Below are 14,863 nucleotides of genomic sequence, written 5' to 3'. Positions count from 1 at the left end.
GGCCGACTCGGCGTCGTTCCCGGCCGCGGCGGGGTGCGCAGGTGATGCGGCGCCGTCCGGTGACACGGACTGACCGGCGCGGTGCGGGCCGCGGTCTGCCTCGTCGTTCCGATGAGCGGGACACATGCGTTGATCCTGGCGCATGCGGTGCCGCAGCGTCATCCCCATGAGCAGATCTCGAGCGGTGGCCGCGATCGTCGGCCCCGGCAACATCGGCACCGATTTGCTGGCGAAACTGCAGCGCAGCGACCTCGTCGAGGTCCGGTACATGGTGGGCGTCGACCCGGCCTCGGACGGCCTGGCGCGTGCCGAGAAACTCGGCGTGCAGGCCTCGGCGGGCGGTGTCGACTGGCTGTTGGCCCGGGACGAGGCACCGGACCTGGTGTTCGACGCGACGTCGGCGAAGGCGCACCTGGCGGCCGCGCCGCGCTACGCGGAGGCCGGCATCAGGGCAGTCGATCTGACCCCGGCGGCGACCGGCCCGTTCACGTGCCCGGTCGTGAACCTGCAGGAGCACCTCGACGCGCCCAACGTGAACATGATCACCTGCGGCGGGCAGGCGACGATCCCGATCGTGCACGCGGTCAGCAGCGTCACCGCCGTGCCGTACGCCGAGATCGTGGCGTCCGTGTCGTCGCGGTCCGCGGGACCGGGTACGCGCGCCAACATCGACGAGTTCACCGAGACGACCGCGCACGGTCTCGAGGTGGTCGGCGGCGCCGAACGCGGCAAGGCGGTCATCATCATCAATCCGATGGACCCGCCGATGATCATGCGGGACACGGTGTTCTGCGCCATCGATCCGGACGCCGACCGCGAGGCCGTCGCACAGTCCATTCACGACACGGTCCGGCGCGTACAGGAGTACGTGCCCGGCTACACGCTCAAGGCCGAGCCACAGTTCGACGACCCGCGCCCCGACTGGAACGGCCGCGCCCGCGTCGGGGTGTTCCTGGAAGTGGCAGGGGGCGGCGACTACCTGCCTGCCTACGCCGGAAACCTGGACATCATGACCGCCGCTGCCGCGCGGGTCGGCGAACTCGTCGCGGAGCGGATCCTCGAGACGAAGGCGGTGCACGCATGACGGGCCCGGTCCGGATCGTCGACACGACGCTGCGCGACGGCAGCCACGCCATGGCGCACCGGTTCACCGAGCGGCACGTGCGCGACACCGTGCGCGCGCTCGACGGCGCGGGGGTGTCGCTCATCGAGGTCAGCCACGGCGACGGGCTCGGCGGATCGACGTTCAACTACGGCTTCTCGCTCGTCGACGAGAGAACGCTGATCGCCGCGGCCGTCGAGGAGGCGCGGCAGGCACGGATCGCGGTGCTGCTCCTGCCGGGGCTCGGCACGGTGACCGACCTGCGGGCCGCGGCGGACCTCGGTGCGGGGGCGGTGCGCATCGCGACACACTGCACCGAGGCCGATGTGTCGGTGCAGCACTTCACCGCAGCCAGGGAGCTCGGCCTGGAGACCGTCGGATTCCTGATGCTCTCGCACATGTCCGAGCCGGAGGCGCTGGCGAAGCAGGCGCGGATCATGGCCGACGCGGGCTGTCAGTGTGTGTACGTCGTCGACTCCGCGGGCGCGCTCATCCTGGAGGGCGCCTCGGACCGCGTCGCGGCGTTGGTGGCCGAACTCGGCGACGACGCGCAGGTCGGCTATCACGGGCACCAGAACCTCAGCTTCGGCGTGGCCAACTCGGTATTGGCCCACCGTGCGGGCGCGCGGCAGATCGACGGGTCGCTCGTCGCGCTCGGCGCCGGCGCCGGCAACTCGCCGACCGAGGTGCTCGCCGCGACGTTCGAACGACTCGGGGTCGAGACCGGGGTGGACAAGGATGCGCTGATGGACGCGGCGGAGAACGTCGTGAAGCCGTTCATCACGCGCCTGCCGGTCATGGACCGCTCGTCGATCGTGCAGGGCTTCGGTGGTGTGTACTCGAGCTTCCTGCTTCACGCCGAACGTGCGGCCGAGCGGTACGGCGTGCCCGCGCACGAGATCCTCTACCGCGTCGGTGAGCGGCGCTACGTCGGCGGCCAGGAGGACATGATCATCGATATCGCACTGGAACTCGTGGCCGAGCGCGAGGGCGCCGTGGGCGTGTGAGCGGGGTGCGCTCAGCTGTGCAGGGCGTCGACGCCGAGCACGAGCTTGACGCAGTGGGCGACGAGCCGGTCGCGGCTGACGTCGAGGGTGCCGTCGAGGTAGGCGGTGAACAGATTGGCGAGTCCGCCCACCAGTGCGGTGGCCGTCATCGCGCGGTCCTCCTCGTCGGCGTTGGCGGAGAGCTCGTCCCGCACGAGCGCGGCGAACATCGGGATGCGCTGTACGCCGCTGCGGCTCAGCGCGGGGTGGGAGAGCGGTGCCAGCAGCAGTACGCGACCTTTGCGGGGGTCGTCGATGATCAGCTCGACGAAGGCGGTGACCGCGGCCTTCGCCCTGGCCGGGCGGTCGTCGGTGGGCGCGGCCGCCACGGCGTCGACGAGGACGCGGTGTGCTTCGGCGGCGAGCGCGTCGTAGACGGCCGCGATGAGTTCGTCGCGGTCGGCGAAGTTCTCGTAGAAGTAGCGTTCGGTGAGCCTGCTGTGGCGGCAGACGGCACGCACGCTGAGAGCGGCGCCGTCCTCGGAGCCGAGCAGGGTCAGCCCGGAGTCGAGCAGCTGCTGCCTGCGGGCGGCCTTGCGGTCGGCCAGTGTCGTCCCCGCCCAGGTGCGACTTTCGGTCGTCATGTGTACGTCCCTCGATTGACCACGAACGTTGTCGACCGTACCGTGAGTCACGAGATTGACAACGGTCGTAGTCACATTTGGGGAGTCGACGATGACACAGCCCCCGTCGCGAGTCGCAGGGCGCGATCCGGAGCCGCTCGGACCCGATTCGCTCACGTGGCACATCTTCGGCGACTGGCGGGGACTGCTCATCGCGCTGTGGGCGGGCAGCATGCAGAACATGCACCCCGAGCTCGGTGCCGGCGTCGAGCAGCACTCGCGGTTCTTCGACGAACGCTGGCAGCGGTTGTTCCGCTCGCTGTACCCGATCGGCGGGGTGATCTACGACGGGCCCCGGGCCCACGCCACGGCACGAGAGGTGCGGGGCTATCACGACACCATCAAGGGCACCGACAGGTTCGGCCGCCGCTACCACGCCCTCAACCCCGGCACGTTCTACTGGGCGCACGCGACCTTCTTCGTCAGCACGCTGATCATCGCCGAGAACTTCATGGGCGGACTGACCGAGTCGCAGCGGCGGCAGCTGTTCGACGAGCACAAACGCTGGTACCGGATGTACGGCATGTCCATGCGGCCGGTGCCGGACACATGGGAGGAGTTCCAGGAGTACTGGGACCACATGTGCCGGGAGGTGCTCGAGGACAACCGGGCCACCCGCGACGTGCTCGATCTCTCCCGGATCGGCAGACCACCGCTGCTCGCCCGGCTGCCGAGTCCGCTGTGGACACTCGTGCGGCCGGTCGTGCACCGCAGCTTCGTGTGGCTGACGGTCGGCATGTACGACCCGCCGGTACGCGAACGGCTCGGCTACACCTGGACGCCCCGCGACGAGCGGCTGCACCGCCTGGTGGGCACCGCGATCGGGTTCGCGTTCCGTTTCGTGCCGTGGCAACGGCGCTACCATCCACGCGCGAGAGCGGGCTGGCGGCGCGCTCTCGGCAAGGAGCCGGCCACGGCCCCGACCGTCGAGACCCCGCCACGGAATCTGCCACCCGTGGCGGAGCGGTCCCGGCCCACCCACTACGTGCCCGCCGAACACCGGCCCACGGGATGAACCGGCGGCGGCCGTGACTCGAACGGCGGCGACATGAACGGCAGCGGGATCGAACGGCAGCGACGTCCCGGGACCGCGCAGGTGAAGGAGAGTGCGACGTGAAGCTCGGTTACCACCTCGGCTACTGGTCGTCCGGCCCGCCGGACGGCGCGCTCGAGGCGATCACGACGGCCGAACAGCTCGGGTTCGACTCGGTGTGGACCGCCGAAGGCTACGGCTCCGACGCCCTGACCCCGCTCGCCTGGTGGGGGTCGGCGACCTCCCGGGTCACGCTCGGCACCAACATCATCCAGATGTCTGCCCGCACGCCGACCGCCACGGCGATGGCCGCGCTGACCCTGGACCATCTCTCCGGCGGACGGTTCGTCCTCGGGATCGGCGCGTCCGGCCCGCAGGTCGTCGAAGGCTGGTACGGCCAGCCGTACCCGAAACCCCTCGCCAGAACGCGCGAATACGTCGACATCGTGCGGCAGGTCGTGGCCCGCGAGGCGCCGGTCACCCACGACGGCAAGCAGTACCAGCTGCCGCTGCAGGGAGGCACCGGCCTGGGCAAGCCGCTCAAATCCACGGTGCATCCGCTGCGGCCGCGCATCCCGATCCACCTCGCCGCCGAGGGGCCGAAGAACGTGGCGCTGTCGGCGGAGATCTGCGACGGCTGGCTGCCGCTGTTCTTCTCGCCGAAGAGCGACGCGTTCTACCGCGCGGCGCTCGACGAGGGCTTCACCGCACGCGGGCATCGGCCGGACGATTTCGAGGTGGCCGCGTCGGTCCCCGTCATCGTGCACGACGACGTCGAACAGGCGGCTGCGATGATCAAGCCGTCGTTGGCGCTCTACATCGGCGGCATGGGTGCCAAGGACGTCAACTTCCACCACGACGTGTTCGCACGCATGGGCTACGCCGACGTCGCCGACAAGGTCCAGGACCTCTACCTCGCGGGCCGCAAGGAGGAGGCCACCGCGGCGATCCCCACAGCACTGGTGGAGGACACGTCCCTGATCGGCCCGCCGGCGAAGATCCGCGACGAGCTGCAGGCATGGGAGGAGACGGTCGTGACCACGTTGCTGATCCGCGGTGACGCCGCGACGCTGCGCCGCGTGGCCGACGCGCTGTCCTGACGCGCCGAGCGCGCCGGCACAACCGACACACCGGCCCGCCCGGCCGTTGCGTGGCGGGGTCGCATTCGGGTGATGTGGCGGGGGTGACACGATTCCTCCACTCACATCGTCCGAGGAGGAGCATGTCGGCGCTGGGGACCAGGACCCGTCTCGGATACTCGCTCGGGTCGTTCGCCACGGGCGCGTTCGGGACGGTGCCGGGTCTGCTGCTGTTGCCGTACCTGACCGACACGATGGCGGTGCCGGCCGCGCTGGCGGGGGCGATCGTGCTGCTGCCGAAGGCGTGGGACGTGCTGTTCAACCCCGTCGCCGGGCGAATCTCGGACGGCGTGTTGCGCAAACACGGGAGTCGCAGGCCGTTCCTGCTGGTCGGCGGACTGGTGCTGGCCGCCTGCTTCGCGGCGCTGTTCGCCGGTCCCGGGCTCGGGTCGACGGCCGCGGACGCCGGCTACGTCGTGGTCGTGTTCTTCGTCTGTGCCACGGCGTTCGCCTTCTTCCAGGTGCCGTTCAACGCACTGCCCGCGGAACTGACCGAGGACTACCACGAGCGCACGCGGTTGACGACCTGGCGCATCGGCGTGCTGGCACTGGCGATCCTCGTCTCCGGCGCGGTCGCGCCCGCCATCGCGAGCGGGCTCGGCGGTACCACCGGCTACCGCGTCATGGGCGTGTTCGTCGGCGTACTCATCGCGCTCGGCGCCGTCGCCGTCTACGCGGGCACGCGTGGGGCACCCGTCGGCAGGCTGCGCGAACCCACACCGGGATGGCGCGAACTGCTGCGCACCATGCGGTCCTGGCGGGCGTTCCGCTGGCTGCTGGCGGTCTACTTCCTGCAGGCACTCGGCGTCGCGACGCTGCTGGCCGGCGTCAACTACGTCGCGCGGTACGTGCTCGGTGATCCGGACCTGCAGTCGATGCTGTTCGCCGGATTCGTCGGCCCGGCATTGCTGGTCATGCCCGTGTGGGACCGCATAGGCCGCAGCGGCGGCAAACTCACGGGCTTCCGCGTGTCGTCCGTGCTGCTGGCCGGCGCCCTCGGCGCCCTCGCGTTCTCCCCGATGATGGCGATCCCGGCGGTGTTCGTCTTCGTCGCGATCGCCGGGGTGGGCTATGCCGGCATCCAGGTGTTCCCGCTGGCGATCCTGCCGGACCTGATCTCCGCGGAGGAGGAGCGGACCGGCGCCACCAGGGCGGGGATCACCGCCGGGGTGTGGACCGCCGCCGAAACGCTCGGCCTCGCCGTGGGCCCCGGTCTGTTCGGGCTCGTGCTGGCCGTCGGCGGCTACGTCTCGAGCGGGCAGGCCGCGGCCACCCAGCCCGGCAGCGCGGTCACGGCGATCACCCTCGGCTTCTCCGTGCTGCCGGCCGTGTTCGTCGCGCTGGCGCTGCCGTTGCTGCGGCGGAGCGTCCTCGGTGACCGGCGGCCCGAACGGGACACGGGAGCGGCGGCCGGGGGAGGCGGCGCGTGATCCCCGGCGCGACCCTCGGTGTGGAGGAAGTGCTCGCCGAACTCACCCGGCTACGGAGCGGCGACGCGCCCACCCACGGCGGACGCACGCTCGCCTACGTCTACGACAGCGGTCTCGCCGAGCTCGACGAGCTGGCCGCACGTGCGCATGCGGCGGCCGTGTCGGCCAACGGACTCGATCCGACGGCCTTCCCCAGCCTGCTGCGCATGGAGAACGACCTGGTCGCCGCGGCGATCGGCCTGCTCGGTGGGGGACCGGACGCGGTCGGGACGGCGACGTCGGGCGGTACCGAGTCGTGCCTGCTGGCCGTGCTGGCCGCGCGCGAGGGGCGGCGGGACATCGCGGACCCTTCGGTCGTCGTCCCGTCGACGGTGCACGCGGCGTTCCGCAAGGCGGGGCACCTGTTCGGTGTCCGCGTCGTCGATGTGCCGGTGGATCCCGTCACCTTCCGCGCCGATCCGGTCGCGACGGCGGCCGCCGTCGACGACACGACCGTGCTCGTCGTGGGGAGCGCACCGTCGTACGCCCACGGCGTCGTCGATCCGATCGCCGAACTCGCGGCGGTGGCCGGGGATCGTGGCGCGAGAATGCACGTCGACGCGTGCATCGGCGGTTGGGTGTTGCCGTACCTGCGGCGCGGTGATGCGGACGGCGGTGATGCGGACGGCGGTGATGCGGACGGGCGGCCGCCGGTGTTCGACCTGTCCGTTCCCGGGGTCACGAGCCTGTCGGTGGACCTGCACAAGTACGCCTACTGCGCCAAAGGCGTGTCGGTGCTGCTGCACGCCGGTCCGGAGCAGCGCCGCGGACACTACTTCGCCAGCGCCGACTGGCCGGGCTACACGATGCTCAACCCGACGTTGCAGTCGACACGGTCGGGTGGTCCGATAGCCGCCGCGTGGGCCGTCGTCCGCCACGTCGGCGACGACGGCTACGCGCAGCTGGCCCTGTCCGCCCGCGCCGCCACCGAGCGGATCCGCGATGGCCTCGCGGCGATCGACGGACTGCGGGTCCTCGGCGATCCCGATGCGACACTCCTGGCCGTCGCGCTGGACGGGGAACCGGGGTTCGACCTGTTCACGGTCGCCGACGAGCTGGCCGCCCGCGGCTGGCACGTGCAGCCGCAGTTCCCGCACCGGTCCTCGCCCGCCAACCTGCACCTGACGGTCACCGCTTCGAACCGAGGCCACGAGGACGCGCTGCTGACGGCGGTGCAGGAGGCGGTCAGCGCCGCCCGCGCCGCAGGCCCGGTGACGATCGACGCCGACCTCGAGGCACTCATCGGCGCCCTCGACCCGGATACGCTCACCGAGCAGCAGTTCGCCGGCGTACTCGCCGCGGCCGGTCTGGACCCGGCCAGCGGCGACGGTGCCGAGCCCGGCCATCCGCTCCGGTTGCCGGAACGGATGGCCGAGATCAACACGATGCTCGCCGCGGCGTCGCCGCGGCTGCGGGAACGGCTGCTCGCCGAGTTCCTCGGCCTGCTGTACCGGCCGTGATCAGCGCCCGTTCGCGCCGCCGCGCCCGGGTGAGGTGCCGTAGCGGCGGCGGAACTTCTCCACCTGTCCCGCGCTGTCCATGATCCGCTGCGTGCCCGTCCAGAACGGGTGTGACGCGGAGCTGATCTCGACGGTCACGAGCGGATACGTGGTGCCGTCCTCCCATTCGGTCGTGCGGTCCGAGGTGGCCGTCGACCGTGTCAGGAACCGGTCCCCGGTGTTGGCGTCCTGGAAGACCACCGGGTGGTACTCGGGGTGGATATCGGGCTTCATTCGTGTGTCACCTTTCGTCCTGTCGGATCGTGGGGGAGTCGCCGACGCTCGCGGGTGCGGCGCCGGCGGTGTCGTCGCGGGGCTCGTCGGGTCCCGCGGCGAACGGGTCGGGGTAGTGGCGCCAGGCCTCCGGTCCTTCGGCGAGTTCGGCGTCGGTGAGTAGCGCGCCACGCAGGGTGTGGTCGATGTCGGCCGGATCGGCCCGATGCGCGACCACGGCGAGTTCCTGCACCCGGTCGCCCCACACCGGGTGCCATCGGAGCGCGGCGAAGGTGCGGTGTTCCGGCGAGGCCTCGTCCCAGTCGGGACCGTGCGGCGAGTCCAGCCAGCCGCCGGCGAGGCGGATGCCGAGGCCACCGCCCGCGGACTCGACCCACAGGTGATCGTCGGGCCTGCCTGCCAGCCACGCGCGGCCGCGCGTGCGCACGACGCCGTCGAGCAGGACGTCCAGTGCCTCGTGCAGCCGTTGCGGATGGAACGGGCGCCCTGCGGCGAACGTCAGGAGCGTGACGCCGCAGTCCGGGTCGAGCGGCGGCTGTCCGGTCACCACAGGGCCGTGCGGGTCGCGGGGCTTTCCCCGGTGACCCTCGTCGGGCACGGCGCCGAGCATCCGGTCGGTGTCGGCCCCGCACAGGTCCAGCAGGGCGGCGCGGGGTGCCAGCCGCTGAAGGACGGCCCCGGTGCGCGCCGCTGTCCAGGCGTCCGGCGCCTCGCCTGCCAACACGAGGACGTCGGCGAATTCGGCCTGGGCCACCGCGACCTGGGCGAGGGTGCGGTCGTCGTCGTGCCCCGCGTGCAGGTCGACCTCGTCGAGTGCGGCATCGCCGGTGGCAGCCGCGAGCCAGGACGCCTGGTCGATCGCCGTGATCACGGCCTCCACCTCGACGTCCTCGGTCACGGGTGTGTCGTCGACCAGTGCCGTGTGCAGTTCGTGGCACACGAGTTCCGGCTCCAACGCCTCGTCCAGCCGGACGACGATGCGCTCCACCTCGGGACGTCGCGACAGCGCACGCACCAGTGGCAGCAGGTCCTGGCGCAGCGTGCAGGACACGCAGTCGTGGTCGAGTGGCACGGTCTCGATCCGCTCCGCCGTGCCGAGGCGGACGAGTCGCCGAATGACGCCGTCACCGGTGTGGCGCAGATCGTGGTGGACGAGGGCGGTGCCGGAGGTGGCCGTGAGCCGGTCGGCGAGCAGTCGGACCGGTGGCTCGGCGAGGCCGGAGAGCAGGACCAGGGGTGTGCGGTGCAGATCGATCACGTCGTGTACTGTAAATGAAAACGATTATCAACACCAATTAGGGAGGGTCGATGTCGGCGATCTGCCAGGTCACCGGCCGCGCGCCGGGCTACGGCAAGCAGGTCTCGCACTCGCACCGGCGCACCTCACGGCGCTGGGAACCGAACATCCAGACGCGTCGCTACTGGGTTCCCTCCGAGAACCGCTGGGTGCGGCTCCGGGTCTCGGTGAAGGGCATGAAGACGATCGACAAGCGCGGGATCGACGCCGTCGTGGCGGACCTGCGCGCACGAGGGGAGAAGCTCTGATGGCGAGCACCACCGACGTGCGCCCGATCATCAAACTGCGCTCCACTGCCGGCACCGGCTACACGTACGTGACGCGGAAGAACCGGCGTAACAATCCCGACCGCATGGTGCTGCGCAAGTACGACCCGCTCGCACGCAGGCACGTCGAGTTTCGGGAGGAGCGCTGATGGCCAAGAAGTCGAAGATCGCGAAGAACGAGCAGCGCAAGGTCGTCGCCGCTCGCCATGCCGAACGTCGCGCGGCACTCAAGGAGACGGTGCGCTCGCCGCAGAGCACGGCGGAGCAGAAGAGCGCAGCCGTGTCCGCGCTGCAGAAGCTGCCACGCGACGCGAGCCCCACCCGGATCCGGAACCGGGACGCCGTCGACGGCCGCCCGCGCGCCTACTACGGCGCCTTCGGCCTGTCCCGGATCCGGTTGCGTGAGATGGCGCATCGGGGCGAGTTGCCCGGTGTGAGCAAGTCGAGCTGGTAGGAGGAGATCGGTGAAGCCTGCACCGCAGAAGCGCCGCAAGCGGAATCTGTTGCGCGCCGAGGGTGTCGAGCACGTCGACTGGAAGGACACCGCCCTGCTGCGCAAGTTCGTGTCCGACCGCGGCAAGATCCGGGCCCGCCGGATCACCGGCCTGACCCCGCGGGAGCAGAAGGACGTCGCACGGGCGATCAAGAATGCCCGCGAGATGGCGCTGCTGCCCTACCCGGTCAAGAAGGGCTGACCACGCGCGCGTTCCGGCGCCGGGCACCGCGCGCCGGAACGTGTCACCCTGGCTGCATGACGGAGCGGCAGCGAGACACCGCACCCGGGCGAGCCGGCGGCACGGGCGGGCCGCCCGCTGTCGGCGCCGAGATCGACCCGGAGCTGCTGGAACTCGCGGCGCGGGTGTTCGACTTCGCACGTCGCGGCGAGACCGACACGCTGGCCGCCTACGTGGACGCCGGCGTGCCGGTGAACCTGTCCAACGACAGCGGCGACACCCTCGTGATGCTCGCCGCGTACCACGGCCACGCCGGGACGGTCACCGCACTGCTGCGCCGCGGCGCCGACCCCGACCGGCTCAACGACCGCGGCCAGAGTCCGCTGGCCGGTGCGGTGTTCAAGGGGGAGGCCGACGTGGTGCGCGTGCTGCTCGACGGCGGTGCCGATCCGCACGCCGGTCAGCCGACCGCCGTGGAGACCGCTCGGATGTTCGGCGCAGAGGAACTGCTCACGTTGCGTAGGCCCTGAGCGCACGCACCTGACAGGGTGCCGTCATGCTGACTGGCATGGCGCAGGAGGAGCACTACCTGGTCGGACTCGACCTCACCGGGCGGCGCGTGGTCGTCGTGGGCGGCGGCACCGTCGCTCAACGGCGGCTGCCACGCCTGGTCAAGGCAGGGGCCGTCATCGAACTCGTGTCCCCGGACACCACCCCGTCGGTCGGAGCGATGGCGGACGAGGGCGAGATCACCTGGACCCGGCGGGACTACACCGACGGCGATCTCGCCGACGCGTGGTACGCCCTGGCGTGCACGGACGACGCGGAGGTCAACGCCGCCGTGTGCGCCGAGGCCGAACGTCGCCGCATCTTCTGTGTCCGGGCCGACTCGGGCCCCGACGGCAGTGCCGTGACACCGGCGGTGGGCGGCAACGACGGCGTGCTGGTGGGTGTGCTGTCCGGTGGGGAGCCCCAGCGGTCCGCCGTCGTGCGCGACAGCCTCCTGGACGCACTGCGATCCGGCGCAGCGGCCGATCCCGGGCCCGGCTACGGCCAGGACGCGGCCGGTGACGCCCGTCGCCCCGAACCCGGCGTCGCGCTGGTCGGAGGCGGCCCCGGTGACGCCGAGCTGATCACCGTGCGCGGCCGCAGGTTGCTGGCCCGCGCCGACGTCGTGGTGGTGGACCGGCTCGCGCCGCGCGAACTGCTCGACGAACTGCCGCCGCACGTCCAGGTGATCGATGCCGCGAAGATCCCGTACGGCCGAGCGGCCAGTCAGGACGTCATCAACAGCGCGTTGATCGACAACGCGAAGGCGGGCAAGTTCGTGGTCCGCCTCAAGGGCGGCGATCCGTACGTGTTCGGCCGCGGCTTCGAAGAGCTGCTCGCCTGCGCGGAAGCCGGGGTGGCGGTCTCCGTCGTGCCCGGCATCACCAGTGCGTTCGCCGTCCCGGCTCTCGCCGACGTGCCGGTGACCCACCGCGGCGTCACCCACGAGGTCGTCGTCGTGTCCGGGCACGTACCGCCGGACCACGAGACGTCGCTGACCGACTGGGACGCGCTGGGCCGCATGCGCGGCACGATCGTGCTGATGATGGGCGTCGAGCGGATCGACCGGTTCGCCGATGCGCTGATGACCGCGGGCAGGCCCGCCGACACGCCGGTCGCGATGATCCAGGACGGCACCATGCGCACGCAGAAGGTGCTGCGCTCGACCCTGAAGGAAGTGGGTGCCGATGCCGCCCGCGAAGGGATGCGGCCGCCCGCGGTGACGGTGATCGGCCCGGTCGTCGACCTGCTCGGTCAGGAGTCCTGACCCCGTCCACCGCGCGACCGCCCGCCCCGGGCGGCCTCCTGCCGGTGCGGATGTGCCCGGCATCCACCCGCAGGAGGCTCCCGGCAACGGCGGTGGCTGCCGGTGTCACCGTGGTCTCCGGCTGAGCGTGGCGCGCCGCGCCCGCTCCGTCGCCGCGCCGGTGCCGTCGCACCTGTGCCGTCGCGTGCTTCCGCGCCGTGCTGCGTTGTCCGGTGCCGCTGTTCTTTCACGGCGCTGTTCTTTCACGGCGCTGTTCTTTCACGGCGCTGTTCCTTCGGTGCCGGGTTTCTTTCGGTGCTGGGTTTCTGTCGGTGCCGGAGTTCTTTCAGTGCTGCAGTCCCGTGATTTCTTGCGGTGCCGCTGTGCTCGCGCGGCGCCGTTCTTTCACGGCGCGCTCCTCTCTTTCATGGGGCTCTTTTCTCGCGGCGCTCTCTGAAACCCGTTGTCGGTGGGGTGGTTGAGAGTCCACGGCGCTCTCTCACGGCGCTGTTGTCTCACGGCGCTGTTCTTTCGGGACGCTGTTCTTTCGGGACGCTGTTCCTCCGTGGTCCGTTTCTTTCGTGGCTGGTTTCTCGGGACGCTCTGTGCTTCGTCGCCGCGCTCTTCTCCGCCCTCTTCTCCGCGCCGTTCTCGCCACTGCGTCGTTCTCCGCCGCGCCGTTCCGCTGTACGTGCTCGGTGGCGGGCCCAGCCGTTACCGCGCCGCGTGTCCGTCGGCCGCCGGTGACGCCACCGAGGTGGGTCGCGGCATCCGGAGGTCCGCGACTCGCGAATCCGCGGCACGCGCTCCCGGCCGCAACCCGAGCTCCGCAGCCGCAACACGCGCTCCGCAACGCGACCACACGCGCCCTCGGGGGCGCGACACGGTCTCGACGGCGGCGGCTGTGCTTCCTGCACGGTTGACATCTGCCGGTAACCCACATATAACCAACTAAACCAAAGCAAACCGGCAAGGAAAGCCACATGTACGCACAGGAGCGTCAACGGAAGATCGCCGAGCGGGCCCGCGCCGAGGGTCGCGCCGACGTGGCCGAGCTCGCCGCCGACTTCGACGTCACCACGGAGACGGTCCGGCGGGACCTCACCGTCCTCGAACGGCAGGGCCTGCTCCGCCGCGTGCACGGGGGCGCGATTCCGGTCGAACGGCTCGGGTTCGAGCCCGGTCTCGCCGATCGCGACGCGGTCCTGACCTCGGAGAAGGAGCGCATCGCGAAGGCCGCCCTCGCCGAACTGCCCGCAGAAGGCTCGATCCTGCTCGACGCGGGCACCACCACCGCGCGGTTCGCCGAGATCCTGCCCAACGATCGTGAGCTGACCGTCGTGACCAACGCGGTGCCGCTCGTCGCGTCGCTGGCGGTCCGGCCTCAGCTGACGGTCCTGCTGCTGGGCGGAAAGGTCCGGGGCCGCACGATGGCGGCCGTCGAGGACTGGACGCTGCGCGCCCTCGCCGACACCTACGTCGACGTAGCCTTCCTCGGCACCAACGGCATGTCCGCCGAACGTGGCCTGACCACCCCCGACACCGGCGAGGCCGCGGTGAAACGGGCGATGATCCACGCGGCCCGCCGGGTGGTCGTGCTCGCCGATCACACGAAGGCAGGCAACGACTGTCTCGCACGCTTCGGCGACCTATCCGATGCGGACGTGATCGTCACCGACAGCGGACTGGCCCCCGAGCTGGAGGAACAGCTCGCCGCCGCCGGGCCCGAGGTGGTGCGGTCGTGATCGTCACCATGACCCCCAACCCGAGCATCGACCACACCGTCGAAGTCGGATCCCTGCGCCGCGGCGAGGTGCTGCGGGCGCAGCGGTCCCATGTGGACCCCGGCGGCAAAGGCGTCAACGTCTCCCGCGCGCTCGCCGCGCACGGCCGTAAGACCGCGGCCGTCCTGCTCGCCGGCGGCGCCGAGGGCGCCCGGCTCACCGAGCTGCTCGACGAGCAGGGTGTCGCCGTCCACGCGGTGCCGGTTGCCGAGGGGACCCGTACCAACATCACGCTCGCCGAGCCGGACGGCACGGTCACCAAGCTCAACCTGCCGGGGCCGGCGTGTGTGGACACGGAACTCAACGCGCTGCTCGACGCCACGCTCGCCGCGTGCGGGCACGGCACGACCTGGATCGCAGGCTGCGGCAGTCTGCCGCCTGAGGCCGCCGACGACTGCTATGCGCGGCTGGTCGCCTCGGCGCACGCGGCCGGTGTCCGCGTGGCCGTCGACTCGTCGGGTCCCGCGCTCGCGCGGAGTCTCGCCGCCGAGCCCGACCTGGTCAAACCGAACCGGGAGGAGCTCGCGGCGTGCGCGGGCGTTCCCGTCCGCACCCTCGGCGACGCCGCGCGGGCAGCCGAGGTGCTGCGGGCCCGCGGCGCGCGGGCCGTCCTCGCCAGCCTCGGTCCCGACGGCGCCGTGCTCGCCGACTCCCGCGGCGTCCTGCACGGCGAGGCGCCCGTCGACGCCGCCCGCAGCAGCGTGGGTGCCGGCGACGCGTTGCTCGCCGGGTTCCTCGCCGCCGGCGGCGGGAGGGACGCCCTCGGCCCGGCGCTCGCATGGGGCGCCGCCGCCACCGGGCTCGCCGGCAGCCGGATGCCGGCGCCGCCCGACGTCGACCGTGTCGGCGTCACGATCCACCCCGCGGTCGACGGCGATCGCGTACTCGAAGAGGAGCGCTGA

The 14,863-nt window shown here is 71.5% G+C and carries 17 protein-coding genes; 14 read left to right on the top strand and 3 right to left on the bottom strand.

The features are described from left to right. Positions 1–166 precede the first annotated feature (166 nt). Both FB384_RS18570 and dmpG read left to right on the top strand, forming a co-directional pair. A complete protein-coding gene (locus FB384_RS18570) occupies positions 167–1,084 on the top strand; it encodes an acetaldehyde dehydrogenase (acetylating) (protein ID WP_183785838.1) in 918 nt (305 codons plus the stop codon). Continuing rightward, on the top strand, positions 1,081–2,109 hold the full coding sequence (gene dmpG / locus FB384_RS18565; protein ID WP_183785836.1) for a 4-hydroxy-2-oxovalerate aldolase: 1,029 nt from the start codon (positions 1,081–1,083) through the stop codon (positions 2,107–2,109). Before FB384_RS18570 ends, dmpG begins: the two co-directional genes overlap by 4 nt. An 11-nt stretch (positions 2,110–2,120) precedes the next feature. On the opposite strand, the gene FB384_RS18560 is transcribed toward dmpG, so the two are convergent. After that, positions 2,121–2,732 carry a TetR/AcrR family transcriptional regulator gene (locus FB384_RS18560; protein WP_183785834.1) on the bottom strand — a complete coding sequence of 204 codons (612 nt, stop codon included), beginning with the start codon at positions 2,730–2,732 and terminating at the stop codon, positions 2,121–2,123. A gap of 91 nt (positions 2,733–2,823) precedes the next feature. Here FB384_RS18560 and FB384_RS18555 point away from each other — a divergent pair, with 91 nt between their 5' ends. From FB384_RS18555 to FB384_RS18540, 4 genes are all read left to right on the top strand, one after another. Continuing rightward, the gene (locus FB384_RS18555) at positions 2,824–3,786 is read left to right on the top strand and encodes an oxygenase MpaB family protein (protein ID WP_183785832.1); all 963 of its coding nucleotides are present in this window, start codon (positions 2,824–2,826) and stop codon (positions 3,784–3,786) included. 98 nt (positions 3,787–3,884) lie between these two features. After that, positions 3,885–4,904: an LLM class F420-dependent oxidoreductase gene (locus tag FB384_RS18550; protein WP_183785830.1), complete on the top strand. Its 1,020-nt coding sequence runs from the start codon at positions 3,885–3,887 to the stop codon at positions 4,902–4,904. Positions 4,905–5,026: 122 nt separating this feature from the next. After that, a complete protein-coding gene (locus tag FB384_RS18545; protein ID WP_183785828.1) occupies positions 5,027–6,373 on the top strand; it encodes an MFS transporter in 1,347 nt (448 codons plus the stop codon). Beyond that, positions 6,370–7,872 (top strand): pyridoxal phosphate-dependent decarboxylase family protein, encoded by a 1,503-nt coding sequence (locus tag FB384_RS18540; RefSeq protein ID WP_323985306.1) that lies wholly within the window; start codon positions 6,370–6,372, stop codon positions 7,870–7,872. Before FB384_RS18545 ends, FB384_RS18540 begins: the two co-directional genes overlap by 4 nt. On the opposite strand, the gene FB384_RS18535 is transcribed toward FB384_RS18540, so the two are convergent. Next, on the bottom strand, positions 7,873–8,145 hold the full coding sequence (locus FB384_RS18535) for a type B 50S ribosomal protein L31 (RefSeq protein ID WP_183785826.1): 273 nt from the start codon (positions 8,143–8,145) through the stop codon (positions 7,873–7,875). A 7-nt stretch (positions 8,146–8,152) separates the two neighbouring features. Beyond that, on the bottom strand, positions 8,153–9,403 hold the full coding sequence (gene mrf / locus FB384_RS18530; RefSeq protein ID WP_183785824.1) for a ribosome hibernation factor-recruiting GTPase MRF: 1,251 nt from the start codon (positions 9,401–9,403) through the stop codon (positions 8,153–8,155). A gap of 50 nt (positions 9,404–9,453) precedes the next feature. Here mrf and rpmB point away from each other — a divergent pair, with 50 nt between their 5' ends. The 8 genes from rpmB to FB384_RS18490 all read left to right on the top strand — a co-directional run bounded on the left by rpmB (position 9,454) and on the right by FB384_RS18490 (position 14,863). After that, the gene (rpmB, locus tag FB384_RS18525; RefSeq protein ID WP_183785822.1) at positions 9,454–9,690 is read left to right on the top strand and encodes a 50S ribosomal protein L28; all 237 of its coding nucleotides are present in this window, start codon (positions 9,454–9,456) and stop codon (positions 9,688–9,690) included. Next, entirely contained in the window at positions 9,690–9,857 is a 168-nt protein-coding gene (gene rpmG, locus FB384_RS18520) for a 50S ribosomal protein L33 (protein ID WP_183785820.1), read from the top strand. Before rpmB ends, rpmG begins: the two co-directional genes overlap by 1 nt. Next, positions 9,857–10,162: a 30S ribosomal protein S14 gene (gene rpsN / locus FB384_RS18515; RefSeq protein WP_183785818.1), complete on the top strand. Its 306-nt coding sequence runs from the start codon at positions 9,857–9,859 to the stop codon at positions 10,160–10,162. The genes rpmG and rpsN overlap by 1 nt, the downstream gene beginning before the upstream one ends. A 10-nt stretch (positions 10,163–10,172) precedes the next feature. Beyond that, the gene (gene rpsR, locus FB384_RS18510) at positions 10,173–10,403 is read left to right on the top strand and encodes a 30S ribosomal protein S18 (protein WP_183785809.1); all 231 of its coding nucleotides are present in this window, start codon (positions 10,173–10,175) and stop codon (positions 10,401–10,403) included. 56 nt (positions 10,404–10,459) lie between these two features. Beyond that, complete coding sequence (locus FB384_RS18505; protein WP_183785807.1) at positions 10,460–10,912, top strand: ankyrin repeat domain-containing protein; 453 nt, start codon at positions 10,460–10,462, stop codon at positions 10,910–10,912. 38 nt (positions 10,913–10,950) lie between these two features. Continuing rightward, positions 10,951–12,198 carry a uroporphyrinogen-III C-methyltransferase gene (gene cobA / locus FB384_RS18500; protein ID WP_183786378.1) on the top strand — a complete coding sequence of 416 codons (1,248 nt, stop codon included), beginning with the start codon at positions 10,951–10,953 and terminating at the stop codon, positions 12,196–12,198. Positions 12,199–13,160: 962 nt separating this feature from the next. Continuing rightward, entirely contained in the window at positions 13,161–13,922 is a 762-nt protein-coding gene (locus FB384_RS18495) for a DeoR/GlpR family DNA-binding transcription regulator (RefSeq protein WP_183785805.1), read from the top strand. Beyond that, on the top strand, positions 13,919–14,863 hold the full coding sequence (locus tag FB384_RS18490; protein ID WP_183785803.1) for a 1-phosphofructokinase family hexose kinase: 945 nt from the start codon (positions 13,919–13,921) through the stop codon (positions 14,861–14,863). Before FB384_RS18495 ends, FB384_RS18490 begins: the two co-directional genes overlap by 4 nt.

This window comes from Prauserella sediminis (assembly GCF_014195435.1).
Lineage (GTDB): Bacteria > Actinomycetota > Actinomycetes > Mycobacteriales > Pseudonocardiaceae > Prauserella > Prauserella salsuginis.
This window is presented reverse-complemented; position numbering and strand designations above follow the sequence as displayed.